We start from the raw sequence: 25210 nt of genomic DNA on the forward strand, positions 1-25210 counted from the left end.
GGATCAGGCCATGGCCCTGGACAGCCGCCAGGCCGCGTCGACGAACCGGTCGACGTCGCCGCGGCGGTGGAACAGGTGCGTCGACACGCGCATCGCGTAGTGCGGTGTCGGCGAGCCGATCACCGGGACGATCGTGTTCCGGATGGTGATGTGGTGTTCGTCGTGCAGCCGCGCGACGAACGCGTCGGCCTTGGCCTTGTCCAGCACGTCCTCCGGCCGGGCGAACGGGTTGAACGCCGTCATGGCCGAGAGCAGCCGCGGGTCCGACTTGGCGCTGTACAGCGCACCCGCGCCCCACCGCTGCGCGACGCCCGCCTTCAGCCGGTTCGCCAGGCCGATCGAGTAGTCCTGGATCTTCTTGCGGCCCAGCCGGTCCCAGGTCGCGCACGCGGTCGTGAAGCCGGTCATCTGTGCCAGGCTCGGGTTCCCGACGTCCTGCAGCAGCGCGGCGATGTCGTAGGACGCGGTGCTCGTGTTGCTGCGCGGCGGCAGGCCCGCGTCCGGGTAGTCCTGCGTCGAGGTGACCGAGGGCCAGAACTCGGGCAGCGGGTTGGGGTTGAACGCGGGCAGCACCTTGTTGCGCAGGTACAGCACGCCGGTGCGGGCCGGTCCGCACTGCCACTTCCCGCCGGAGCCCGCGAGGAAGTCCACGCCGAGCTCGCGGAACCGGTACGCGAACAGGCCGGGCACGTGCGCCCCGTCGCACACGCTGATCAACCCGTGCCGCTGCGCGAGCTCGGCGAGCAGGCGGATCGGCAGCATCGTGCCGGTGCGGAAGATCGGCGCGGAGAACAGCAACACCTTGGTGCGCGGGGTGATGGCCTTCTCGAACAACGTCACGTAGTCCTCGGCGCGCTGGTCGTCGCCGACGGGCAACGCGACGCGGCGGACCACCACGCCTCGGCGGTTGTGCAGGATCGCCAGCGGGGTGTTCACCGCCGGGTGCTCGTGGTTGGTGGTCAGCACCTCGTCCCCGGCGCCCAGCGCGAGTCCGTTGAGGACGGTGCCGACGCCCTCGGTGGTGTTGCCGGAGATCCACAGCTCGTCGGCGTCGCAACCGAAACCGGGTGCCACCTGCGTGCGGACGTCGAGGAACGTGCCGTGGTAGTTGCTCGCCGCCTGCCGTGCCACCCGGTTGAGCTCGTCCGTTTCCGCCGTGAGCACCGCCCGCGGTGGCGAGCCGACCGTGCCGACGTTCATGAACAACGGGTCGCGGTCGAGCACGAAGAGACGTCGCCACGACTCGCCGTCGCCGGTGACCTCCGGGTCGGCGTGCCCGGTGGCGGGCAGCCCGAGTCCCAGCGCTGCTCCGGCCGCACCAGCCGTGAACAGCAATTGGCGGCGGTCCAAGTTCATCGCGTCCTCCGTGCGGGTGAAGGCAGGCGGAAAGAAACCTAGTGCAACCGTGGTTACCCGGTACGAGCCGCAGGAATGCTAACTCGTCGATAGTTGAGCTACAAGAATTCGCCACGGCACTTCACCTGCGGTTTTGTGCTTGCCATACAACAAGGAAACCTGCACGCTACGGTCGTCGGCCCAGTGTTGTTCGACCGATTGTTGTGATTCCCATTTGGTTCACAAATGGGCACTCGTGCATTGATGGCTCATCCGCTTACGAGCTGTTTAGCGCTCTGGCGGGCAGTCATAGGGCATGCCGATGCCAACGTTTTTACAATGGCCGGTCAGGACGGTTCGCGGCCGAGCATCCCCTCGCGGCGGAAGTACTCGTACAGCCCGTCGAAGATCGGTACGGCGACCGCCAGGGTGTGCTCGTCGTCGCCGATCATCGACAGGCCGCGCAGCACCACGTCCAGGCCGCGCGCCTCAGGGGCGTCGTAGCGCTCGTCGTCGAGGTCGGCCTCGTGGATGATCTCGGCGATGCGCCACAGCACCGGATCGCCGATCTCGTAACGGCGCAGGATCGTCTCGAAGCTGCAGTCGCCGCCGTGGTGGCCGAGCTCGACGCCGCGCATGTCGAACGGCGTGGCGCCGACGGGCACCCCGGCCGGGTCGGTGAGGAAGACGAACTCGGCGTCGGCGTCGATCACCCGCCGGATCAGCCAGGCACAGGCGGCGCGGTCGATGTGGATGCCCGCGCGGGTGGCCCACTTCATGCGGTGTCCCTCTGGCCGTGGTCGGGGTGCAGCGCGTTGACCGCACGGATGGCGGCGTTGCGTTGCGGGGGAGGGAAGTAGTCGCGGCGGTGGATGCGGCGCAGCTCGGCCCGCAGCCTGCGCATCACGCGCTGCCGGTCGGCCTCCGGTAGCCGCGTCGCCCGCGCGGCCTCTTCGAGCACGGCGGTGTACTCGGCCGCGCGCGCATCGGCCATCGCCCGCGCGAGGTCGCGCTCCTGGCCGATGCTCGCGGGCCGGGCCAGCCAGACCGTCGCGGTGCCGCCGTTGTCGACGATCTCCTCGGCGATCCAGTCGATCTGCTCGCGCGTGCGCGCATCGGCCGGCAACGCGACGAGACCGTCGGAGATCTGCGCGACGCCCAGCCGCTTGAGCTTGCGCCACACGGTGATCCGCGGCGTCGACGGCTCGCGCGGCATCCGGTGGGACAGCAGCACCCACGTGCCGGGCTGGTCAGTAGAGGTAGACATCGACCACCAGGGCCGCGATCCCGGCGAGCAGCGCGACGACGGCGACCCGCCGGCCCGAGTCGCCGCCCTGCGGGCCGAGTCCGAGCAGCAGTGCGGCGACGGCGACGGCGAACACGCCGCTGCCGGTGTCCTGCCAGCTGACGGGGAACGCCCGGATGGGCGCGTCGGTGAAGAAACCGGGGGCGTGCACGGTGTTGAGGATCGCGTTCCAGGCGGCCGCTCCGAGCCCGGCGGCGAGGCCCGCGGTCAGCACGACGCCGACCCGGCGTCGTGGCACGAGCAGTGCGACGAGGACGGCGGCCAGGACCGCGGACAGCGCGGCGCCGTAGGCGACGGTGGACCAGCTGAGCATCTGGACACTCCTTCCGCCAGGTGGTGCAACCGGGGTTGCATTCTGCCAGCCGTGCGGTGAAGGAGCCGTGATGGCGTGGACCGGCAGTTTCGGCGCAGTGGTATCCCCGCCCTCCCGACGATCTCCTTCTACAGCGTGGAAACGGACTTCGCCGCAGCACAGCCGCAGTTCCAGGTGCTGGGCCCGTTCGAGGTGCGCGTGCACGACGAGGTGCTCGACCTGGGCGGCCCGCGGATCCGGACGCTGCTCGCGGTGCTGACCGCGAACGCGGGCCGGGTGACGAGCGTCGGCACGATGGTGGACGCGTTGTGGGGCCCGCAAGCCCCGCCCGACGCGCATCGCACCGTGCGCAGCTACGTCTCGCGGCTGCGCCGCGCGCTCGCGTTCGACCGCCTGATCGTCACGCATCCCGCGGGCTATGTGCTGAAGCTGGAACCGCACGTCGTGGACGCCCGCCGGTTCGAACGGCTCGTGGAAGCGGGTCGGGACGCGCTGTCCGCCGGTCAGCCCGCGAACGCCGCCGAACACCTGTCGCTCGCGTTGACGCTGTGGCGGGGTGACGCGTACGGCGAGTTCACCGCGACGTCGGTGTTGCGCACCGAGGCCGCCCGGCTGGAGAGCCTGCGCCTCGGGGCCGTCGAGGACCGCGTCGACGCCGACCTGGCGACCGGCGCGGGCGGGGTGCTCGTCGAGGAACTGACCGCACTGACCGAGCAGCACCCCGGCCGGGAACGCCTGTGGGGACAGCTGATGACCGCGTTGTACCGGGCGGGCCGGCAGGCCGAGGCGCTCGACGTCTACCTGCGCGCCCGGACCGTGCTGGTCGAACGGTTCGGGCTCGACCCTTCGGTGCGGCTCGCGGAGATCCATCAGCAGGTGCTGGACAACGACGCCCGGCTGTTCGGCGTGCCGGCCGCGGCACCGGACGAACCGGCCCGCGACGACCTCCCCGGTGACATCGCGGACTTCGCCGGCCGCGACGCCGAGCTCACCCTGCTCGCGGCCGCGCGGGCCACGGGACGGCAGGCCGTGGTGATCGAGGCGATCGACGGCATGGCCGGCGTCGGCAAGACGACGTTGGCCGTCCACGCGGCGCACCGGTTCGCCGACGACTACCACGACCGGTTGTTCATCGACCTGCACGGCCACGCGTCGAACCAGCCGCCCGTCTCGCCGATGACGGCACTGGACACGTTGCTGCGGGCGCTCGGTGTGCCGCCGGAACGGATTCCGCAGGACCCGGACGCGCGGGCCGCGCTGTGGCGGGCCGAACTGGCCACGCGTTCGGTGCTCGTCGTGCTGGACAACGCGGCCGACGCCGCGCAGGTCCGTCCGCTGCTGCCCGGCACGTCGCGCAGCCTGACGCTGATCACCAGCCGGCGCCGCCTGGTCGACCTCGACGCCACCCAGGTCGTGTCGCTGGACGTGCTGCCGGAGGAGGACGCGGTCGCCCTGTTCACCGGTGTCGCGGGCGGCGATCGCGACCTGTGCGCGGTGTACGAGGTCGTGGCGTTGTGCGGATACCTGCCGCTGGCGATCCGCATCGCCGCCGCCCGGCTGCGCGCCCGTCCCGCGTGGACGGCACGGTATCTGGAGAACCGGTTGCGCCAGGCGCACTTCCCGCTCACCGAGCTCGAAGCGGGGGACCGCAGCGTGGCGGCCGCGTTCGCGTTGTCCTACGAGCACCTCGACGCGCCGCAGCAACGGGTGTTCCGGCTGCTCGGCCTGCATCCGGGCCCGGACTTCGACGCCCGCGCCACCGCGGCGCTCGCCGGCATCGACCTGGCCGAGGCGGAACGGTTGCTGGAGAGCCTCGTCGACGACCACCTGCTGCAGGAACCCGCGCCCGGCCGCTACCGGTTCCACGACCTGGTCCGCCAGCACGCCCAGGCCGTGGCGGTGACCGACGAGCCGGAAGCGTTGCGGCACAAAGCGGTGCGGCAGGTCGTCGACTACTACCTGCACACCGCGCACAACGGCAGCAGGCTGCTCGACCAGCAACACCCGCCGATCACCCTCGACGCGGCCGACTGCGTCCCGCACCCGCTGTCCAGCAGTGCGGACGCGATGACGTGGTTCGACGCCAACCACCGCTGCGTGCTCGCCGCCCGGACCGCGGCGCAGCACGCGGGCTGGGACACGGCGGTGTGGCAGCTCGCCTGGTCGTTGGACAACTACCACTACCGGCGCGGGCACCTGCACGACAACATCACGTCCTGGCAGGCGGGTCTGGCCGCCGCGCAACGGCTGGGCGACCTCGCCGTGCAGGCCCGCGCGCACCGGCGGCTCGGCCTGGTGTACGCGCCGCTGGGCCTCGACGAGGAGGCGTTGCTGCACCTGCGGGGGTCGCTGGCGCTGTCCGCGCGGATCGGCGACACGCTCGGCGAGGCGGGCGCGCACCTCGTGCTGGCGATGGCGTTGAACTGGCAGAAGGACGACCTGGCCGCACTCGTGCACCTCACCGAGGCGAGGAACCTGTACCGGCGGCTCGGCAACACCCAATGGGAGTTCCGCGTCCTGAGCCTGATGGGCGCCTCGTACACCCGGCTCGGCCACCACGACCGCGCGCGCCGCTTCAGCGAGTCCGCGCTGGCGTTGTGCGTGCGGCACAACGACGTCTACGGCCAGGCCGACAGCCTGGACAGCCTCGGCGCGATCGCCGGCAACACCGGTGACCACCGCCAGGCGCTGCACCACCACCGGCGCGCGTTGGCGTTGTGGCGGGAGCTCGACAACACCTACCGGCAGGCGGGCACGCTCGCCGCGCTGGGAGACACGCACCGCGACCTCGGCGACCACGAGCGCGCGCAGGAGTGCTGGCAGGAGGCCATCGACCTCTACCGCGGCCAGAACCTGCACCACGCGGCGGGCCGCATCGCGCAACGGGCCGGTTAGGTCCTGTCCGCGCTCGGCTCGTCCTGCTGGGCCTCGGCCAGCTGCCGCAACGCGTTCTCCAGGCGTTGCCTGCGGTTGCGCTCGGCCCGCCCGGCGATCCACAGGCACAGCACGCCGAGCGGCAGCTCGACGAACAACGCCTGGGCCCAGGCCAGCGGCCGGTCGCGGCGCGGGCTGGACATGGTGTCGAACCAGGCGTCGACGAACAACAGCGCGCCGGTGACCGCGGCGGGCAACTGCACGTGGTCGCGGCGCCGCATGGCCAGCCAGCCGGTGACCACCAGCATCGCCGCCAGCGCGATGTCGAACACCACCCAGGACAGCGTGTACTGCCGCAACGAGGTGGTCAGGAACGCGCCGCAGCGCGCCTTGGTGTCCGGGCAGCGGGCAGGCGCGCTCAGGAAGTCGTTGAACAGCACGCCCGCCCACACGAGCGTGATCGCGCCCGCGGCCAGGTAGAACGGGCCGGCCCAGCGCGGCAGCCCACCCGCGCGCTTCTTCTTCCCGAACACGACCGCCAGCCTAACCAAGATCGGCGGGAGCGCCCGGCGGGCAACTGCGCGGTCGGCTCTACCAGCGCCCTAGCCGCACCTGCTGAACTGGCCGGACTACTGACTGATGACCCGAATCGAGATGCAATGGACAAGGCATCCGTCGCCCGGTTCCTGCTGCTGGCCTCGCTGTGGGGGAGCAGCTTCACCTTCATCAAGGTGTCCCTGGAAGGCCTGACACCGGGGCAGCTCGTGCTCAGCAGACTCGTCCTGGGCGCGGCGGTGCTGCTCACGATCGTGGCCGTCCGCAAGGTCGCGCTGCCGAGGTCCGCGCAGGTCTGGGGACACATCGGCGCCGCCGGCCTGTTCGGCAACGTGATCCCGTTCCTGCTGCTGTCCTACGGCGAGAAGACCACGGGCGCCGGCATCGCGGGCGTCCTCATCGGCGCGAGCCCGCTGCTGACGCTGGCGCTCGCCACGGCCGCCCTGCCGACCGAACGGGCGACGGCGCGCAAGGCGATCGGTCTGGGGATCGGCTTCGTCGGCGTGGTGCTGGTGATCGGACCGTGGCACGAGTCGCTCGGCTCGCTCAGCGGCCGCATTGCCTGCTTCGGCGCGGCGGTCAGCTACGCGGTCGGGTTCGTGTACGTCCGGAAGTTCCTCTCGCCGCTCGGCCTGGCCCCGTTGTCGCTGGCCGCGTCGCAGCTCGTCTCGGCGGCGGTGCTGCAGGCGCTGGTGACCCCGTTCCTCGACTGGCGCGTGCCCGCCCTGACCGGCTCGGTGATGTTCAGCATCGTCGTCCTCGGCCTGGTCAGCACCGGTCTGGCCTACGTGCTGTACTTCCGGCTGATCGGGGACGTCGGCGCCACCACCGCGTCGGCGGTCAACTACGTGGTGCCGGTGTTCGCGGTGCTGATCAGCGTGCTGTTCCTCGGCGAGCCCGTGACGTGGAACCTCCTGGCCGGCGGTCTCGTGGTGCTGGTCGGCGTGGCCTACGCGGAGAACCGGCTCGGGCAGCTGCGCAGGAGCGACCCGGTGAACGCGGGGGCCTCCCGGTGACCCCGAGGGCGCTGCTCCGCGTGCTCACCGCGGACCTGGACGTGGTCCTGGACCGCGACCCGTCGATCGCGTCGCGCAGCGAGGCGTTGCTGCACCCGACGGTGATCGCGGTCTGGGGGCACCGCGTGTCGCACTGGCTGCACCTGCGGGGGCACCGGCGCAGCGCCCGGCTCGTCATGGTCGTCGCCAGGCTGCTGACCGGGGGCATCGAGATCCACCCCGGTGCCGAGATCGGTCGCGGTTTCTTCATCGACCACGGCGCCGGCGTGGTCATCGGCGAGACCGTGGTCATCGGCGACGACGTCACGATCTTCCACCAGGTGACGCTCGGCGCGGTCGGGTGGTGGCACGACAACCAGCGCCCGGAAGGGGCCCGGCGGCACCCGAAGCTCGGTGACCGGGTGGTCGTCGGCGCCAACGCGACGTTGCTCGGCCCGATCACCGTCGGCCACGACTCCGTGGTGGGCGCGCAGGCCCTCGTGATCCGCGACGTGCCGGCGGACTCGCGCGTCCTGGCGCCGTTCTCCATCCCGAACCTGAGGTCGAGCCGCAGCGTGGCGAAGACCGCCAGGCCGCGCCAGTCCGTCGTGGTCGCCGGCCAGCGGCACAAGGGCGCGGCGGTCTTCCCGAGCTGGTGACCACCAACCGATCGGAGCGTTCGTGAACACCCGACTCAGCCAGCCGCTCGCCCGGTCCGTCGAGGACCTGATCGGCGGCACCCCGCTCGTCCGGCTCGACCTCGGCGTCACCACCGCCAACCTGCACGCCAAGCTGGAGATGGCGAACCCCCTGTCCAGCGTGAAGGACCGCGCCGCGCTCTACATGATCAACGGCGCGGAACAGCGCGGACAGCTCACCAGGGGCTCCGGCACGATCGTCGAGGCGACGTCGGGCAACACGGGCATCTCCCTCGCGGCGATCGCCGCGGCCCGCGGATACCGGTGCGTGATCGTCCTGCCGGACAGCGCCACCACCGAGCGCCTCCAGCTGCTGCGCGCGTTCGGCGCGGAGATCGTGCTGACGCCGTACGAACAGGGCTACGCGGCGGCGATCGCCAAGGCCGAGGAGATCCACCGCGAACGGCCCGGGTCCTGGTTCGCCTGCCAGCACGAGAACTCCGACAACGTCGCCGCGCACCACGCGACCACCGGACCGGAGATCTGGCACGACACCGACGGCGAGGTGGACGTCTTCGTCTGCGGCGTGGGCACCGGAGGCACGCTGAGCGGCACCGCGCGGTACCTGAAGGAGCGCAACCCCGCGATCCGCGTGGTCGCGGTGGAACCGGAGAACTCCCCGGTGCTCAGCCAGGGGTGGGGCGGCCTGCACCGCATCCCCGGCCTCAACGGCGGTTTCGTCGCGCCGACCACCGACGTCGACCTGATCGACGAGGTCCTGCCGGTGTCCAACGAGGACGCTTTCCGCACGGCGCGAGAACTCGCGCGCACCGCGGGACTGCTGGTCGGCGTCTCCTCCGGCGCGGCGGCCCACGCCTGCCGCGTGCTCGCCTCCCGCCCCGAGTACGCGGGCAGGAACCTGGTCACCGTGTTCCCCGACACGGGCGAGCGGTACCTGTCGTGGTTCAACCAGGACGACCCGGCTGCCGGCTCGGCCATCAACGAGGAGTGAACAGACATGACGCAGTTGTCCCGCATCCTGCTGCCCGGCGAGGGCGAGTCGGTGCAGATCGGCACCACCACCCACACCACCTTCAAGGCCCAGGGCAGCGAGACCGACGGGAAGCTCGGCCTGTACGAGCACCGGATGGACCCCGGAGCCCCCGGCGCCTCGCCGCACGTGCACAACGAGCAGCTGGAAGCGTTCTACGTCCTGCACGGCATGGTGGAGCTGCACCTCGACGGCAAGACGTTCGCCGCGCCGCCGGGCACGTACGTCAACGTGCCGATGGGGGTGTCGCACGGGTTCCGCAACCCGTACCAGGACCAGGCCAAGATGCTCATCATCTTCACCCCCGCGCTCAACCGCGAGGAGTACTTCCGCGGCCTCGCCGAGATGTACGCGGACGGCAACAAGCCCACCGAGGACGAGCTGCTGACCCTGATGGCGAAGTACGACCAGTTCGAAGTGGACATCGACGGCACCGTGCCGGGGTGGGGCCGGCACTGACGGCCTGAGGGTGTCCGCCTTCACTCCCGCACGCGGGCTGCTCGTCGCCGGAGGATGTCCGCGGTGCTCTCGTCGACGGGCAGCCAGGCCTCCAGGTGCAGCTCGGCGAGCGTCACGTCGACGGCGGTGGCGAACGACGTCAGCGTCGTGAGGAGCCGCAGTGTGCCGTCCGGTGTGCGCAGCTGCAACGGGACCGCGAAACCGAGGTAGTCCCTGCCGGGCGGTGGCGCGTCCGGCAGGTACCCGGACAGTTCGCGGATCAGCTCGCCCAGCCGCTGATCGGGATGACGGACCGCCCTGGCGCGCAGGCCCTCGATCACGTGCCTGCCCCAGACGGCCAGGTTCTGCACGCGGGCGGCCATGCCGTCCGGGTGCAGCGCCAGGCGCCAGATGTTGACCGGCTGGGCCAGCAGTTCCGGCGCGGCGCCCTCGGTGAGCAGGCCGATGGCGTCGTTGGCGGCGACGAGCTGCCCGAGCGGGCCCGCCACCAGCGCCGGGTAGGGCATGTGCCCGGTGAGCACCTGGTGCAGCGCCTCCCGCACGGGGCGCATGCGGGGGTCGTCGAGGTCGGTCTCGCTGAACGCGGGTGCGTACCCGGCCGCGGCCAGCAACGCGTTGCGCTCCCGCAGCGACAGGTCCAGCGACTCGGCGAGGCGCAGCACGAGAGGACGACCGGGCAGCGAGCGCCCGGTCTCGACGAAGCTCAGATGCCGCTGGGTGGTGCCCGCCCTCGAAGCCAGCTCCAGCTGGCTGATGCGGCGCGCGTCGCGCCACCGGCGCAGCTCGCTGCCCAGGGCGGTGTGGTTCTCGATCGTGGGCACGTGGTCCTTCCTAGCCGGTCGTGGTGGCGCGTGCCCATTCCCCGCGGGGAATTGTCCGGCGTCACGGCAGGTCACAAGATCGGTTCATGACAGATGTGAGTGAAATGACGCGCAGCTGGCGGGCCACGAGCGGTGCGGGCATCGACGGGTTGACGCTGCGCGAGGAACGCGTGCCGGTGCCGGGACCGGGTGAGGTGCTGGTGGCGGTGAGGGCGGTGTCGCTCAGCTTCCGGGAGCTCCTCGTGCTGCGCGGCACCTACGTGCTCCCGGTCAAGCCGGACCTGGTCCCGGTGTCGGACGGCGCCGGGGAGGTGGTGGCGCTGGGACCGGGCGTGCACCGGACCCAGGTCGGCGACCGGGTCACCGCGGGGCTGTTCCCCAGCTGGCTGGACGGCCCGTTCGGGCCGGAGCACCTGCCTCAGCTCGGCGGGTCGCTGGACGGGATGCTGGCCGAGCTCGTGGTGCTGCCCGAATCCGCGCTGGTGCCGGTGCCGCGGCACCTGTCGTTCGCCGAGGCGGCGACGCTGCCGTGTGCCGCGGTGACGGCGTGGAACGCGCTGTCCGGTGTGCGCGCGGGCGACACGGTCGTCACGTTGGGCACCGGTGGTGTTTCGCTCTTCGCGGCCCAGTTCGCCGCCCTGCTCGGCGCCAGAGTCATCGCGACCACCAGCGGCGAGGACAAGGCGCGTCGGCTGAAGGCGTTGGGAGCGCACGAGGTGCTCAACCACCGCAGCACCCCGGACTGGGCGGCCGAGGTGCGCGAACTGACGGATGGCCGCGGGGCCGACCGCGTGGTCGACGTGGTCGGCGACCTGCCGAAGTCGCTGCGCGCGGTGGCGGTGGCCGGGGAGGTGGCGCTCGTGGGGTTCGTCGGTGGTGACGTGCCGGCGCTCGATCCGAGGCTGCTGTTCGGTTCCGGTGCGAGCGTGCGGTCGATCGCCGTCGGCAGTCAGGCCCAGTTCCGGGCGATGAACCGCGCGATCGAGGCCGGCGGTCTTCGGCCGGTGCTGGACCGGGAGTTCGCGTTCGAGGACGCCGTGCGGGCGTTCCGGTACTACGAGGACGAGCAGCCGCTGGGCAAGGTGGTCATCACGGTCGGCTGACCGGTGCCGGCGGGTGGCCGCCGGCACCGGTCGCCGGTCACTTCAGGCCGACCGTGACGTAGAACGTCTGGCCGTCCTCGAGCTTCGCGCCGATCCGGTAGAGGTACCCGGCGGTCAGCCCCTTGGTCTGCCAGTTGTAGATGTACTGCTGTGCCGTGGCGTCCCAGCGGAACGAGCCGTCGGTCGACGGCGCGTCGGTGGAGACCGTCTCGTTGACCGAGGAGGTCAGGACGCCGCCGCGGACGGGCACGAGCCACTGGGGCGCGGTCCGTGCCGCCACCACGGCGCCGGAGCCGTCGCGCAGCTGGAACTTGACCGGCACCGTGCTGCCCGCCTTGAACACGCTCGTCGGGCCACCGGCGGGGTTGATCGGCGGGAGGAAACCGCTGAAGTCGTAGAGCTGGACCTGGTACCTCCCGGACCGCGTGCTGGTGTTGCCCGCCTTGTCCTTCGCGGTGGCGGTGAACGACCACGCGCCCGGATCCGCGAGCGCTGCCACCACGACGACGCAACTGTCCACACCGGACACCGCGTCCGTGGCGGTGCACGCGGGAGCCGGCGCGGCGAAACGGTAGACCGCGCCGTCGGCCACGCTGACCGACTCGATGACCGGGGCCTGGGTGTCGACGTTGATGCCGCCGACCGTGACGCTCTGGCTGTTGCCCGCACGGTCGGTGACCGTGCCCGTCACCGACTGGCCCGCACCGTTCGCGCTGATCACGACGTCGTCGGGGCAGGCGGTCGCCGGGATGCCGGATCCCGTGTCAGCACAGGTGAAGTGCACCTTCACGGGTGCGGTGAACCACGGCTTGGCGCCGCCAGTGATCTCACCGGTGATCGTGGGCTTGGTCTTGTCGAGCTTGATCGTCACCGAGTCGGTGCCGACGTTGCCCGCCACGTCCTTCGCCGAACCGGTGACGGTCTGACCGCCGGTGTCGGTGGTGATCACGACGTCGGGGGTGACGGATCCGTTGTCCAGACCGGAACCCGTGTCGTCGTCCTTGGCGCTGAAGTGCACGGTCACGTCGCTGTTGTTCCAGTCGTCGGCGTTGGGGGCCGGCGAGGTGGTGTGGGTGACCGCCGGGGCGATGTTGTCCCACTTCAACGACACCGAGTTCGCGGCCTCGGTGTTGCCTGCCTTGTCCACGGCCCAGTACGTGACGGTGCCCGCGCCGCTGCCGTCGAGCGGGACCGAGACGGTCTTGCTCGCGCCCGCGGCGACCTGCTCGGCGCCGCCGTCGATCCTGTAGTGCAGCTCCTGCACGCCGGACAGCGCGTCCGTCGCGGTCAGCACCACGTTCGCCGTCGAGCCGGTGCACCAGCCGTTGGACTTGGTGCACTGGTTGTCGCTGCTGGTGCTCGGCGCGGTGCCGTCGATGTTGATGCCGCCGACGGTCTTGCCCTTGGTGGTGTTGCCCGCTGTGTCGGTGGCGTCTCCGCTCGTGACGGACTGGCCGGCGCCGTCGGTCTTCAGCACCGCGCTGCCGGGGCAGGTGGCGACACCGGAGCCGTCGGTGCCGTCGGCGAGCTTGGGATCGGCGCAGGCGAAGTCGACGACGACCTCGTCGCGGTACCAGCCGGCGGCGTTCGGCGAGGTGATCGGGCCGCCGGTGATCACGGGGCCGGCGCGGTCGATCTGCACTCCGGTCGCGGACGCGGGTGCGCTTTCGTTGCCCGCCTTGTCCTTCACCGTCACGGCGCCGGACGCGAGGTTGCGCCCTTCCCCGGTGATGACGCTGTCGGCCGGCAGTGTTGTCTCGTCCACACCGGACAGTCCGTCGATCGCGGTCCAGTGCACGGTGACGTCCGAGTTGTGCCAGCCGGTCGTCGGGGATCCGGTGAGCACGGGCGCGGTCCGGTCGATGTTGATGTCACCGACCGTCGTGGACGTGCTCTTGCCGACGCCGTCGACGGCGGTGCCGGTCACGCTCTGGCCCGCGCCCTCCGCGGTGACCACGGCGGGCTCGCCGCAGCTCGCCGTACCGGACTGGCTGTCGTCGCAGGTGAAGGAGACGACGACGTCGGTGTTGTTCCAGCCGTGGCCGTTGGCGGGCGTGCGGCTGCCGGCTATCGTCGGCGCGGCGGTGTCGATCCACAGAGCCAGTTCGTTGCCCTCGGCGCTCTCCTGGTTGCCGACCTGGTCGGTGCTCCAGTACGTGAGCACGTGCTTGCCGCTCGCGGTGAACGTGAACGGACCCGAGTACGGCTGGTCCGCGCCGCCGTCGACGCGGTAGCGCGTCTGGCCGACACCGGAGAGGCCGTCCGCCGCGGACAGCGCGACCTCGACGCCGTCGGCGTACCAGCCGCTGCTGAACGGCTGCGCGACGCTCGCGGTCGTGTTCGGTGCGGCGCGGTCGATCCGGATGCCGGACACGGTCGTGGTCGTGGTGTTGCCCGCCTTGTCGGTGCAGGTGGCGGACGCGGACAGGTTGGCGCCCTCACCGGTGACGGTGCTCGGCGCCGGCACGCCCGTCACGCCGGAGCCGGTGTCGGTGCAGGCCCAGGTGACCGTGACGTCCTCGCGGCTCCAGCCGGCCGTGCTCGGCGTGCCGGTGAGCGCCGGTGCGGTCTTGTCGACGTTGACTCCGGTGACGCTCGCGGTGGCGCTGTTGCCCGCCGCGTCGGTCGCGGTGCCGGTCGCGGTCTGGTTCGCACCTTCGCCCAGCGTCTGCGTCGCGGTGCAGGAGTCCACACCGGACAGTGCGTCATCGCACTCGTACGACACGGTGATGTCCGTGTTGTACCAACCGTTCTGCGCGGTGCCGTGGACCGTCGGCGTGATGGTGGGCTTGGTGGTGTCGATGCTGAGCGTGGCCGGGTCCGAGGCGGTGTTGCCCGCGTTGTCGGTCACGGTGCCGGTGACGGCCTGGTCCTTGCCCTCCGCGCTGACCGTCCTGTCCGGACCGCAGCTCGCCACGCCGGAACCGCCGCTGTCGCCGCAGGTGAACGTGACGGTGACGGCGCCGTTGTGCCAGCCGTTCGCGTTGGCCGCGGGGGACTGGGTGTGGGTGATCGTCGGCGGGGTCTTGTCGATGTTGACGGTGACGGTCTTCGCGGCCTCGGTGTTGCCGGCGTTGTCCGTGCTCCAGTACTCGACCGCGTAGGTACCCTGCGCGTTCAGGGTCAGCTGGCCGCCGGTCTGGGCCGCGCCGCCGTTGACCTTGTAGTGCGTCTCGCGCACACCGGAGAGCGCGTCGCTCGCGGAGAACGCGACGGTGACGTCGGTGTTGTTCCACGCCGTCTGCGGTGCGGTCGCGCTCGTGACCGGCGCGGTCCTGTCGATGTCGATGTTCGTGACGTTCGCCGTACCGGTGTTGCCCGCGAAGTCCCTGGCCGAACCGCTGGCCGTCTGGTCCGCGCCCTCGCCGTTGAGGACCGCGTCGGAGGCGCATTCGGCCACCTGGGACAGCGAGTCGGTGCAGGCGAAGACGGCGGTGACCTTCTGGTTGGTCCACGTGCCCGGCACGTACGGGGTGCCGTTGGGCAGCTTCGTGGTCGCGGTGACCGACGGCGCCGTCTTGTCGATGTTGATGCCGCCGACGGTCGTGCTCTGCGTGTTGTCCGCGTTGTCGGTGGCCGTTCCGCCGACCGACTTGTTCGCGCCTTCGGTGGTCAGTGTCGTGGCGCTGGGACAGTTCTTGATCAGCGACAACGCATCGGAACAGGTGAACCCGACGGTGACGTCGGTGTTGTTCCAGCCGTTGGTGTTCGCGGCCGGCGTGCGGGTGCCGGTGATCGACGGCTTGGCGGTGTCGCGCTTGACGACGACCGACGAGTCGGGCCCGGCGTTGCCGAGCGCGTCCGTCGCGTGGCCCGTGACCGTCTGACCGCCGGTGTCACCGGAGATCGTCGTGGGCGCGCTCGTCGTGCCGCCACCGACACCCGTGCCGTCGTTGGCGACCCAGGACACGGTGACGTTGGCGTTGTTCCACCCGGCGGCGTTCGGGGCGGGGCTGAGCGATGCCGTGACCGCGGGACCGGTGTTGTCCAGCACGTACGAGGCGGTCGTGGAGGCCGTCTTCATGGTGCAGTTGTTGGCGTTGAAGCCCTCGCCGATGGTCACCGCCTTGGCCTGCACACCGTCCGCGCCGTTCGGGGTGGTGAGCGGGAACGTCCAGGTGGTGGCGCCGTTGGTGGAAGTCTGCCTGGGGAGATTGGCGACGTCGACGCACTTGGCGGTGTTCGCGGTGTGCACCACGAGGCTGACCTGCTTGCCGGACCTCGCGTAGAACACCCCGCTCGCCGTGACGCCGTCACCGCTGAAGGTGATCGCGGGATCGCTGAAGCTCGTGGCCGACGCGGCAGGCGCCCCGAGCACCAGCACCGAACCGACGACTACCGCTGTGAATCCTCGACGGGGTCTCTCCCACATGTTGTCACCGGTCCGATGTACGGGTGCAGATACGGTCCTCGTGTCGGAAGACGGACACGCACCGTTACTCCGGAAGGCTCAACCGGTGGAATTGGGGACCTTGGTCCCGGCCCGGCCGGGACCTCCGCACTCCGGGTGCTCGCGGACTTCCCATCGCTGGACGTGGTGACGCCTCAGGACCTGACCGTCGTGCAGGTGGAGCTCGTCGGCGAGCCCGCTCTCGAGAAACCGCCGGTGCGTGGCGTCGTCGCCGTCGACCCTGAGCCGCCGGATCCCGCGCTTCTCGGCAAGGTCGTGCAACCAGCGGCGCAGGTCGTCGGGATCTCCTGCCCCGGTGACGGTGCTCGTGGCGTCGGGTGTCGCGGCACGGCCGAGCACGACGTACGGGTACAGCATCGGGATGATCTCGTCCGGCGACCACACGCCGGCGACGCCGTGCAGACGGCTCAGGTAGTCGGCGGTGTCGCGCAGGGTCCAGTCGTGTGCCGAGAGCAGGCCGTGGCCGAGCATGCGCAAGTACGGACCCGACGGCGCTACGAGCGGCTCCTCGCCGAAGGTCCATGGCGCGGTGAAGGTGAGCATCGGGTGGCCGTCGCGGTCACCGAGGTGCAGCAGCGTCTCGTAGCGGCCCGGGCCGAGCTTGGTCCGTCCGTGCCGCAGCACCTCGCGCAGGTCGAGGTGGGTGGTGCCGGGGGCGCGGTACATCTCCTGGTCGAAGACGTCGCCGAACTGTTCCGCGGTGATCAGGTTGGCCCGCACGAAGGTGGAGCCGGGGAGGTCTGGGTCGTAGAACGCCCGCCCGCCCCGCCAGACCGGCGACACGGTGGCGAAGTACACCCCGCCCCGCGCCGAACAGCCCAGCGTCCGCCGCGGCTCGGTGGTGTCGCGGCACCCCGGATAGCTCCAGGTGCCACCGTCCGGGGTGCCGCCCGCGAGATAGCAGGCGAACCGGTCGGCGTGCATGTTCGACCCGTAGCTCACGTACCACACAAGGTCCATCGCGGCCTCGCACCATCGCAGGATCGTTGAACAATCAGATCGTAGAATCGTTCAACAATCCCCACCACCCCTGTCACTCGATCGTCAGCAAGGTCAAGCCAAGGGCACCCAGCCACGTCACCGCGCCGACCACACCGAGGACGTGCAACCCGCCGGTGAACGCGCCCCCGGCCGAGGGCGCCCCAGCGACAGCTCCGTAAACCGCAACCGCCAACGCACCGGCAGCCTGACGCGCGGTGTTGTTGACCCCGCTGGCCAGCCCGGCCCGTTCCGCCGGCACCGAACGAACGGCAGCCGCCACGACAGCGGCGGTGAGCAGCCCCATACCGACACCGAGGCCGGCCAGAACCGGCAGCAACCGCAGGTAACCCGACTCCGGGCCAAGACCGAGGAACGCAAGCGACCCCACCGCACCGACCACCAGCCCGCCGACCATCGGCACCCGCGGCCCGAACCGCCCGGTGAGCCGCCCGGTGACCGGCGCGAGCGCGGCCAGCGGCACGAACAACGGCAGCAGCATCGCCCCCGCCACGAACGCCGCGTGCCGCTGGACCGTCTGCAGGTACAGGGTCGTGACGAAGATCGTGCCGATGCCGACGAAGTTCATCGCGGCGGCGACGAGGTTGGCACCCGCGAACGCCTTGCGGCGCAACAAGCTCAGCGGCAGCACGGGATCAGCGGCCCGGCGCTCCCACCACAGGAAGCCGCCCAGCGCCAGCGCTGCCAGCGTTGCGGCACTCCACGCGGTCAGCGGCGCGTCACCCCGTCCGGTGGTGATCACGGCGAAGACGGCCGCGGCCAGGGTGAGGGTGGCCAGTGCGACACCAGGCACGTCGAGTCGTCGGGTGGTGGCGCCGGTGTCCTGCCGGCCGGGCGCGTTTGAGACGGGCGCGGCACCGGGCGCGTCGATGCTGCCCCTGGCGAGCCGGTCGCTGGTGGGCACGGCGGCGGCACCGGAGTTGTGTCGGTCAAGCCGGTCGCCGGACACGGCGGCGGCACCGGAGTTGCCCGGGCCAAGCCGGTCGCCGGACACAGCGGCGGCACCGGAGTTCCGCGCGCCAAGCCGGTCGCCGGACACAGCGGCGGCACCGGAGTTGCCCGGGCCAAGCCGGTCGCCGGACACAGCGGCGGCACCGGAGTTCCGCGCGCCAAGCCGGTCATCGGACACGACCGCAGCTTCAGGGTTGCGCCAGCCAAGCCGGTCGGCGGGCACCGCAGCAGCACTAGCGTTGTGTCCGCCGAGCCGGTCAGCGGACACGGCCGCCACTCCGCCACCGCCCGACCGCACTTCCCGCACAAGCCGGACGGTGGCCGGCACCGCCACCGCGATGATCGGCAGGTTCACCAGGAACACCGCACGCCACCCGAGCCACGACACCAGCGCCCCACCGAGCAGCGGCCCAGCCGGCAGCGACAGCGCGGACACCCCGGCCCACACCCCGACCGCGCGGGCCTGCTCGGCACGGCCGGGAAACGCACGGGTGATCACCGCCAGCGTGCCGGGCAGCAGCAGCGCCGCACCGAGTCCCTGCAGCGCCCGTCCGGCCACCAGCACGCCGATGCCGGGCGCCACCCCGCAGATCAGCGACGCCACGCCGAAGGTGCCCAGCCCGCCCAGCACGACCCGCTTGTGACCGAAGACGTCGCCGAGCGTGCCGCCCGCGAGCAGCAGGCTCGCCAGCACCACCGCGTACCCGTCGACGACCCACTGCTGGCCTTCGACGCCGGTGTGCAGCCTGGAAGCGATCTCGGGCAGCGCGACGTTGACGATGGTGACGTCGAGCTGCACGAGGAACATGCCGACGCACATGACGGTCAACAGCAGCCGGCGTGCGGGTGCACGCGTTGTCTCGATCATGGGGTCCCCTCCGCGGCCGGACCGTGGTTACCCGGCCGGGCGGGGAGGTATTGCACCTGCGCGCAAAAGCTTCTGAAGGTGCGGTGAGCGCTGTTAGCTTCCGGAACGTTCCACGCGGGCCAACAGGGGAGGAAGCCACAGTGCGCAGAGCAAGACGGGTAGCGGCCGCGGTCGCGGTAGCGCTCTCGGCGATCGTCGTCGCCACGCCGCCGGCCGGTGCGGCGGCGCAGGAGTTCATCTACTCGGGACAGGACTACGGGTACGCCGGGGCGACGTTCGACTGGGCCGGGCCGAGCTCGGTGACGAACATCGACCTCATCGTGTCGGACTGGGGCTGCGACGCGAAGCCGGTCTACGCCTACTTCCTGTTCTACAACGGGTCGCTGCACCCCGACACGACGCCGACGCGCCGGTACGACTACTCCGGTTGCGACAAGGAGGATTACACCACCTACAACAACCTGAAGTGGTCGATCAGCGGCGACACGATCACCTACATGGGCGTCGTGATCTGCCGTGACGCGGCGAACGGTCCGTGCCGGGTCGGCGGCCTTTCCGGGCGCAACCCCTACGCGTAACCCCTACACGCGGCCGAGGTCCACATTGGACTCACCCGGGGATGGAGTCCAATGCGGCAGCGTCAGCCGACCTCGTCGAGGTAGGAGGTGCCGGCCGCGGCGTGCGGGCCGTAACGTTCCCACTCCTCCCGCAGCCGCAGCCGTCCCTCCGGCGTGAACTCGGGCGTGTTCACCGTGTGCCCGCAGATCACGTCACCGTTCGTGAGCACCATTGTGTATCCCATGTGGAGGGTGCCGTCCGGCGCGCGCGTTCCCGCGATCGAGCCGCGGCGGACGGCACCACCGGCGAAGTCGGCCCAGACCAGGTCGCCCTCCTGGTGGTACTCGGCGACGGTGTGCGGGTCGCTGTCGGGCTTGCGGAACCGGCGGCCGTTGTAGTCGATCACGTCAGGTCCTCCTCGGCCAGGTACTCCTTCGCCATGACGCCGTCCCACCAGATCGCGTAGTAGGAGAAGTCCTCCTCGTGCGGGTTGAGGACGTGGTGGTTCACGTCGCCGGGCATCAGCATCAGGTCACCCGCCGCGAGCTCGTGGGTGTGCTCGCCCACGACCACCTCGGCACGTCCCGCCAGCGCGATGAACAGCTCCTGTTCGCGGTGCTGGTGCGTGTCGGTGCGGTCGCCGGGGCGCAGCACGCACCAGGCGCCGCGGAACGGCGTGGCCAGTCCTGGCCACGGGTGCAGCAGCTTCAGGTCGAGCCCGTGCTCGCGGACGAGGTGCGCGGGTTCGCTCCTGCGGAACTCCACGTGGTCTGTCGGCATCCCCAACTCCGATCGACGTTCGGCGACGACGCGGAGCGTAGGTTCACGGGTTTCCCCGCCGACAGGGGACGTTTTCCCTTCCGCGCCAGGAACTACCGCCCCAGTCCCGCGTCGCGGGCCAGGACGATCGCCTCGGCCCGGTCGGCGACGCCGAGCTTCGCGAAGATCGCGGACACCCGGTTGCTGATGGTCTTCGACGCCAGCGCGAACTCGCGTGCGATGGCGACGTTCGAGCGGCCCGCGGCGATGCGGTCGAGCACCTCCCGCTCCTTGCCGGTGAGTTGGGGGAACGGGTAGGGCGCCCGGTCCGCGGCCGGGTGCAGGAGGGCTCCGAAACGGGCGGCAATCGTTTTCCCGATGAGGAACTCGCCGGCCGCGACGGCCTGGATGCCGCGCACGATCTGGTCCGGGTCGGCGTTCTTCAACAAATAGCCGCGGGCGCCCGCCCGAATCGCGTCGACGAGGGTCGTGTCGCAATCCCGGGCGCTGAAGACCAGGATGCCCGTTTCGGGGCATGAGCGCGCTATTTGTTCCACTAATAGGCAGTTTCCCGCTCCGATGGTGTCCACGTCGATGACGAGCACATCCGGCTGGCACCGCATTGTCTCCGCCAGCACCTCGGAAGAAGTAGAAGCTTCACCTATTACGGAAACGCCGTCCACGCGCTCGATCACGGAACGGACGCCGTGCCTGATGGCGGGCTGCGTGTCGGCCAGCACCACGGTGATCGTGGCAGGTCTGTGCAGCACGGCGAGGTCGAGGCCCCGGCGCAGCGTCGGTAGCGCCGCGTGTTCTGTCTGAGTCATCGGTCTTCCCCCGAAAAGGCTGTCGGTGTCATTCCCTAGCGGTCACCTGATCTCCCCCAAAGAGCGGCACCGGCCGTAGGGTATATCGCCCCGCCGGGGGAAGTCGCGATGTCGAAAACGCTGTTTTCACTCGTTCGGCCCAACATGCTGCCGGTCGCCGATGACGACCGGAGTAGTGGCGTTCCGGCAATCGGCGCGTCCGTGCGGCGAAGCGGCCCAATCGACGGGGGCAACGGGTGACGCACGGTGAGCACGTGCATGATCACTCTCGGTGAACCGGTTCCGCACTTCTTTGTCCCCGCAAGGAAATCGTGTTTGCCCATCTGATCGGGAACAGTTCCCCTACCTGTTGGGAAGCGCCGCTACCTAGCCTCTGGATCGCCACTCGGGGACGAACAGAGGGGGACGTGTGACTGTCCAAGACGTTGGCGTACTGGCGATCGGCGCGGGCCCGGCGAACCTGGCCCTCGCGGTCGCGATCGAGGAGTCCGGTGCGCGGGAGCTCGCGGCCGACACGCTCGTGCTGGAGCAGCACGCGGACGTGAAGTGGCAGCGCGGCACGCTGATGCCGTGGGCGCGCAGCCAGGTCTCGTTCCTCAAGGACCTCGTGACCCTGCGCAACCCGACCAGCCGGTTCTCGTTCCTGAGCTTCCTGCACGACCACGGCAGGCTCGACGAGTTCGTCAACCTCGGCACGTTCCACCCGTACCGCTGGGAGATGTCCGACTACCTGCAGTGGGTCGCGTCGTCGCTGGAACGGGTCTCCGTCCGCTACAACGCCGCCGCACAACGGATCGAGCCGGTGCGCGGCGGTGACGGCGTGATCACCGGCTGGGCCGTGACGCTCGCGAACGGTGACGTCGTCCGGTGCCGCGACCTGGTCGTCGGCGGTGGCCGCGACCCGCACGTGCCCGCGGTGTTCGCCGGCCTGCCCGCCGAGAAGGTCGTGCACAGCTCGCGGTACCTCGACCGCATCGGTGACGTGCCGAAGGATCGGCCGTTGCACGCCGTCGTCGTGGGCGGCGCGCAGAGCGCGGCCGAGATCTTCTACGCGCTGCACTCCGACCTGCCCGACAGCCGGGTCACCATGGTGGTGCGGTCGATCGGCCTGCAGAACTACCAGACCAGCAAGTTCGTCAACGAGGCGTTCTTCCCGTCCTATGTGGACGAGTTCTACGACACGCCGGAGGAGGTGCGCGCGCAGATCCTCGACGAGATGCGGTTCGCGAACTACGCGGGCCTCGCGCCGCCGTTCCTCGACGAGCTCTACACCATGCTGTACCAGCAGAAGATGCTGGGACCGCAGCGTTCCAGCGTCCGGTCGATGACCGAGGTCGCCGCCGCGCGGGCCGACGGCGACGAGATCGTGCTCGACCTGCGCGACCGCAGGACCGGCAAGGTCGACCCGGTGCGCTGCGACCTCGTGGTGCTCGGCACCGGCTACGACCAGCGGATGCCCGCGATGGCAAGAGATCTGGCGGGCCGGCTCGGGCTCGACGACATCGCGGTCAGCCGTCAGTACCGCGTCGACATCGGTGACGCGGCCTGGGGCGCGCTGTACCTGCAGGGCGTCAACGAGAAGACGCACGGCATGTCCGACTCGCTGATCAGCGTGCTCGCGCACCGCTCCCAGGACATCGTCAACGACCTGCTCGCCCGCCGGGGCGCCGCAGAGCTGAGGAGTGCGTGATGGGCAAGCTGCTGGTGATCGCCCCCGGCCCGACGGCGAACGGCGACCTGCACCTCGGTCACCTCGCCGGACCGTTCCTCGCCGCCGACATCTGCGCGCGGTACGCCCGTGCCACCGGCCGGGACGTGCTGTTCGGCACCGGCATCCACTCGACGCAGAACTACATCGTCACCACCGCGCGCCGCCTCGGCGTGCGGCCGGAGGACCTGCGCGAGAAGTCGGCGAGCGACGTCGAGGTGTCGCTCGCGGCGATGGGCATCGAGGCGGACGGCTTCGTGCGGTTCGACGAGCGGTACGTCAAGACGGTCGTCACGTTCTTCGACCGCCTGCACAGCGCGGGCAAACTGCGGCTGCGCGCGGTGAAGTTCCCGTACTCACCGTCCACGGGGGAGTTCCTCACCGACGCGTACGTGCGCGGCGGCTGCCCGGTGTGCCTGACCGACGGCTGCGCCGGGTTGTGCGAGGGCTGCGGTCACTGGGTCGCCTCCGGTGAGCTCGTCGACCCGAGGTCCACGTTGGACCCGGATGCCGCGGTCGAGCTGCGCGACGCGGAGGTGCTGGTCCTGCCGGTCGAGGAGTACCGGGCGGGCCTGGAGGAGTTCTTCGCGCGGCACGCGCCGACGTTGCGGCCGAGGCTCGCCCGGATGATCGAGGAGATGCTGGCGCGGCCGCTGCCGGACTACCCGATCACGCTGCCCATCTCCTGGGGCATCCCCGCGCCGTTCCCCGAGGTCGCGGGCCAGGTCATCTACTCCGACACCGAGACGATCACGTGGAGCATCCACGCGTCCGCGCTCGCCGCCGGGCGCCGCGGCGAGGTGCTGGAGAGCGACGACCAGCTGTGGTTCGGCGACACCGAGGTCGTCTACTTCTTCGGCTCCGACGCCGGTTTCGCGTTCGCCGTCGCCGGTGTCGCGATGCTGCTGGCGCTGGAGGAGTACGTGCTGCCGGAGCAGTTCGTCACCAACGAGTTCTACGAGCTGGAGAACGACAAGTTCTCGACCAGCCGCGGCCACCTCGTCACCGGCCAGCAACTGCTGAACGAGGGCGTCCCGCGCGACCTCATCCGGTTCTACCTCGCCTCGACCAGCCCGGAGTTCCAGCGCACCAACTTCACCCGCGCCGCCATGGCCGAGGTGACGTCGTCGCGCCTGGTGGCGCCGTGGAACCGGATCGCGGCCAAGGTCAACGCGCTGCCGCCGACGCCGCAGCCCGTCTCGGCGCGGTCCCGCGCCGCCGCCCGGTTGATGGTGGAACGTTTCGCCGGGGCCTACGACGTGCGGCGGTTCAGCGTCACGGCGGCGGCGTTCACGCTCACCGAGCAGCTCGCCCGCCTGGACGCCTTCCCGCTCACCGGCACGAACGCGGGCGACTTCTGCCACGAGGTCGACGTGTTCCTGCGCTGCGCCGCGCCGATCCTCACCGACCTCGCGGCCTCGGCGTTGCCGGACACCACGATCCCGGACCTGTTCGACGCGCAGGAGTTCACACCCCGCCCGCTGCCGGAACTCCCCGAGTGATGGCCAAGGTCGTCATCGTCGGGGCGGGTGTCACCGGCCTCGTGACGGCGGTGGAGTGCGCGCTCGCCGGGCACCGGGTGACGGTCCTCGACCGCGGCAGCATCCCCAGTCCGGTGTCCACGTCGTTCGACCAGCACCGCGCGATCCGGACGTTCGTCCCGGACGACGTGGACGCCACCCTCGCCCGCGTCACCGCCCACCGGCGGTGGCTGGAGCTGGAGTCATTGCTGGACACCAGGTTCTACCGCCGCGTCGGCATCGTGACGGCGTGGCCACGCGCCCAGGCCGCGGTGATGGCGGCGCAGGCGGCGGCGTGCGGGCTTCCCGTCGAGACACTGGAGCCGGAGAAGCTGCCGCACCTGGTGTTCCCCGACGACGCGACCGGCGTGCTGGAGGCCGACGCCGGCGTGCTGCTCGCGACCCGCGCGCTGGTCGCGGCCGTGCGCTGGCTGATCGAACACCCACGGGTCTCGCTGCGGCCGAACAGCCGCGTGACCGCCGTCGACACCGGACGCGTGGAGGTCGAGGGCGGGGTGACGCTCCGCTCGGACCTGGTGCTGGTCGCCGAGGGTCCCTGGACCGCGGAACTGGTCGACGTCCCGGTGCGGCTGCACCGGCAGACGATGGTCTACCTGCGACCGCCGGAGGCGCTGATGCGGTGGTGGGAGAACGCACCCGGCGCCGGCCGCCTCGGCCGCGACGGCCGGGCGTGGCTGCTGCCGCCCGGCGACGGCACGCTGCTGAAGATCAGCTCGGACGCGGTCTGCCGGGAGGTGCAGTCCGTCGACGGCGACGAGCTCGACCACAGGTGGGTCGACCGGTTGCTCGCCGCGTCGATCGTGTCCGATGTGGACAGGTACACCGTCGTCGCGGTGAAGCACTGCCACTACGCCACCGATGCCGTCACGGGTGGGGCGCTGCTGACCGAGGTGGCTCCGGCGGTGTGGGCGCGGGCGGCTTGCGGTGGCAGTGGGTTCGCGTCGGCGCCGCTGGTGGCCGCGCACATCGTGGGTGCGCTCGGGGCGCTCGGGGAGGCGGCATGAGGTTGGGCAGCGGGTCCAGTCCGGCACCACTCGCAGCCACACATCGTGGGCGCACTCGGGAGGCCGCGTGATGTCCGGCAGCAGCAGTTCCGGTTCGGCACAGGCCGCCGAACCTGCAGTCAACGCCCCTGAGG

The 25210-nt window shown here is 70.9% G+C and carries 22 protein-coding genes; 10 read left to right on the plus strand and 12 right to left on the minus strand.

Going from position 1 to position 25210, the window contains the following annotated elements:
* Positions 1-3: 3 nt before the first annotated feature.
* The 4 genes from ACWEIJ_RS22945 to ACWEIJ_RS22960 form a co-directional block, all read right to left on the minus strand.
* The gene (locus tag ACWEIJ_RS22945) at positions 4-1356 is read right to left on the minus strand and encodes an aminotransferase class V-fold PLP-dependent enzyme (protein ID WP_449839249.1); all 1353 of its coding nucleotides are present in this window, start codon (positions 1354-1356) and stop codon (positions 4-6) included.
* Between the two features lie 326 nt (positions 1357-1682).
* The gene (locus ACWEIJ_RS22950) at positions 1683-2114 is read right to left on the minus strand and encodes a chromate resistance protein ChrB domain-containing protein (protein ID WP_449839250.1); all 432 of its coding nucleotides are present in this window, start codon (positions 2112-2114) and stop codon (positions 1683-1685) included.
* Complete coding sequence (locus tag ACWEIJ_RS22955) at positions 2111-2602, minus strand: Chromate resistance protein ChrB (protein ID WP_449839251.1); 492 nt, start codon at positions 2600-2602, stop codon at positions 2111-2113. The genes ACWEIJ_RS22950 and ACWEIJ_RS22955 overlap by 4 nt, the downstream gene beginning before the upstream one ends.
* On the minus strand, positions 2586-2954 hold the full coding sequence (locus ACWEIJ_RS22960) for a hypothetical protein (protein WP_449839252.1): 369 nt from the start codon (positions 2952-2954) through the stop codon (positions 2586-2588). Before ACWEIJ_RS22960 ends, ACWEIJ_RS22955 begins: the two co-directional genes overlap by 17 nt.
* 75 nt (positions 2955-3029) lie before the next feature.
* Between ACWEIJ_RS22960 and ACWEIJ_RS22965 the strand changes: the two genes are divergently transcribed.
* Complete coding sequence (locus ACWEIJ_RS22965; protein WP_449839253.1) at positions 3030-5849, plus strand: BTAD domain-containing putative transcriptional regulator; 2820 nt, start codon at positions 3030-3032, stop codon at positions 5847-5849.
* Here ACWEIJ_RS22965 and ACWEIJ_RS22970 read toward each other — a convergent pair.
* A complete protein-coding gene (locus tag ACWEIJ_RS22970) occupies positions 5846-6361 on the minus strand; it encodes a hypothetical protein (RefSeq protein ID WP_449839254.1) in 516 nt (171 codons plus the stop codon). The two genes, ACWEIJ_RS22965 and ACWEIJ_RS22970, sit on opposite strands and share 4 nt — an antisense overlap.
* A 126-nt stretch (positions 6362-6487) precedes the next feature.
* On the opposite strand from ACWEIJ_RS22970, the gene ACWEIJ_RS22975 reads away from it, so the two are divergent.
* Genes ACWEIJ_RS22975 through ACWEIJ_RS22990 form a run of 4 tightly spaced genes read left to right on the plus strand, consistent with a single transcriptional unit; the run spans position 6488 to position 9526 of the window.
* Complete coding sequence (locus tag ACWEIJ_RS22975) at positions 6488-7399, plus strand: DMT family transporter (protein WP_449839255.1); 912 nt, start codon at positions 6488-6490, stop codon at positions 7397-7399.
* Entirely contained in the window at positions 7396-8037 is a 642-nt protein-coding gene (gene epsC, locus ACWEIJ_RS22980; RefSeq protein ID WP_449839256.1) for a serine O-acetyltransferase EpsC, read from the plus strand. The genes ACWEIJ_RS22975 and epsC overlap by 4 nt, the downstream gene beginning before the upstream one ends.
* Positions 8038-8059: 22 nt before the next feature.
* On the plus strand, positions 8060-9028 hold the full coding sequence (gene cysK / locus ACWEIJ_RS22985; RefSeq protein ID WP_449839257.1) for a cysteine synthase A: 969 nt from the start codon (positions 8060-8062) through the stop codon (positions 9026-9028).
* 6 nt (positions 9029-9034) lie between these two features.
* Positions 9035-9526 carry a cupin domain-containing protein gene (locus ACWEIJ_RS22990; RefSeq protein WP_449839258.1) on the plus strand — a complete coding sequence of 164 codons (492 nt, stop codon included), beginning with the start codon at positions 9035-9037 and terminating at the stop codon, positions 9524-9526.
* Positions 9527-9546: 20 nt separating this feature from the next.
* Here the strand turns inward: ACWEIJ_RS22990 and ACWEIJ_RS22995 are convergent, their stop codons facing one another.
* Positions 9547-10347: a helix-turn-helix domain-containing protein gene (locus tag ACWEIJ_RS22995; protein ID WP_449839259.1), complete on the minus strand. Its 801-nt coding sequence runs from the start codon at positions 10345-10347 to the stop codon at positions 9547-9549.
* 104 nt (positions 10348-10451) lie between these two features.
* Here ACWEIJ_RS22995 and ACWEIJ_RS23000 point away from each other — a divergent pair, with 104 nt between their 5' ends.
* The gene (locus tag ACWEIJ_RS23000) at positions 10452-11450 is read left to right on the plus strand and encodes a zinc-dependent alcohol dehydrogenase family protein (RefSeq protein WP_449839260.1); all 999 of its coding nucleotides are present in this window, start codon (positions 10452-10454) and stop codon (positions 11448-11450) included.
* Positions 11451-11487: 37 nt separating this feature from the next.
* Here ACWEIJ_RS23000 and ACWEIJ_RS23005 read toward each other — a convergent pair whose 3' ends face one another.
* The 3 genes from ACWEIJ_RS23005 to ACWEIJ_RS23015 form a co-directional block, all read right to left on the minus strand.
* The gene (locus tag ACWEIJ_RS23005; RefSeq protein ID WP_449839261.1) at positions 11488-15774 is read right to left on the minus strand and encodes an OmpL47-type beta-barrel domain-containing protein; all 4287 of its coding nucleotides are present in this window, start codon (positions 15772-15774) and stop codon (positions 11488-11490) included.
* Between the two features lie 126 nt (positions 15775-15900).
* Positions 15901-16821, minus strand: a complete 921-nt coding sequence (locus ACWEIJ_RS23010) for a hypothetical protein (protein ID WP_449839262.1) — start codon at positions 16819-16821, stop codon at positions 15901-15903.
* Positions 16822-16894: 73 nt separating this feature from the next.
* On the minus strand, positions 16895-18679 hold the full coding sequence (locus tag ACWEIJ_RS23015) for an MFS transporter (protein ID WP_449839263.1): 1785 nt from the start codon (positions 18677-18679) through the stop codon (positions 16895-16897).
* 140 nt (positions 18680-18819) lie between these two features.
* On the opposite strand from ACWEIJ_RS23015, the gene ACWEIJ_RS23020 reads away from it, so the two are divergent.
* Positions 18820-19257, plus strand: coding sequence for a hypothetical protein (locus ACWEIJ_RS23020; RefSeq protein ID WP_449839264.1), 438 nt, complete (start codon positions 18820-18822; stop codon positions 19255-19257).
* A 62-nt stretch (positions 19258-19319) separates the two neighbouring features.
* Here the strand turns inward: ACWEIJ_RS23020 and ACWEIJ_RS23025 are convergent, their stop codons facing one another.
* The 3 genes from ACWEIJ_RS23025 to ACWEIJ_RS23035 all read right to left on the minus strand — a co-directional run bounded on the left by ACWEIJ_RS23025 (position 19320) and on the right by ACWEIJ_RS23035 (position 20736).
* Complete coding sequence (locus ACWEIJ_RS23025; RefSeq protein WP_449839265.1) at positions 19320-19643, minus strand: hypothetical protein; 324 nt, start codon at positions 19641-19643, stop codon at positions 19320-19322.
* Complete coding sequence (locus tag ACWEIJ_RS23030; RefSeq protein ID WP_449839266.1) at positions 19640-20017, minus strand: cupin domain-containing protein; 378 nt, start codon at positions 20015-20017, stop codon at positions 19640-19642. Before ACWEIJ_RS23030 ends, ACWEIJ_RS23025 begins: the two co-directional genes overlap by 4 nt.
* Before the next feature lie 92 nt (positions 20018-20109).
* Complete coding sequence (locus ACWEIJ_RS23035; RefSeq protein ID WP_449839267.1) at positions 20110-20736, minus strand: response regulator; 627 nt, start codon at positions 20734-20736, stop codon at positions 20110-20112.
* Between the two features lie 496 nt (positions 20737-21232).
* Here ACWEIJ_RS23035 and ACWEIJ_RS23040 point away from each other — a divergent pair, with 496 nt between their 5' ends.
* From ACWEIJ_RS23040 to ACWEIJ_RS23050, 3 genes are read left to right on the plus strand one after another with little or no spacing between them, the layout of a single operon-like run.
* Positions 21233-22513, plus strand: a complete 1281-nt coding sequence (locus ACWEIJ_RS23040; RefSeq protein ID WP_449839268.1) for a lysine N(6)-hydroxylase/L-ornithine N(5)-oxygenase family protein — start codon at positions 21233-21235, stop codon at positions 22511-22513.
* Complete coding sequence (locus ACWEIJ_RS23045; protein WP_449839269.1) at positions 22513-24033, plus strand: class I tRNA ligase family protein; 1521 nt, start codon at positions 22513-22515, stop codon at positions 24031-24033. Before ACWEIJ_RS23040 ends, ACWEIJ_RS23045 begins: the two co-directional genes overlap by 1 nt.
* The gene (locus ACWEIJ_RS23050) at positions 24033-25076 is read left to right on the plus strand and encodes an NAD(P)/FAD-dependent oxidoreductase (RefSeq protein ID WP_449839270.1); all 1044 of its coding nucleotides are present in this window, start codon (positions 24033-24035) and stop codon (positions 25074-25076) included. Before ACWEIJ_RS23045 ends, ACWEIJ_RS23050 begins: the two co-directional genes overlap by 1 nt.
* The last annotated feature ends 134 nt before the right edge of the window (positions 25077-25210 follow it).

The sequence above is a fragment of the Lentzea sp. NPDC004789 genome (genome assembly GCF_053601075.1).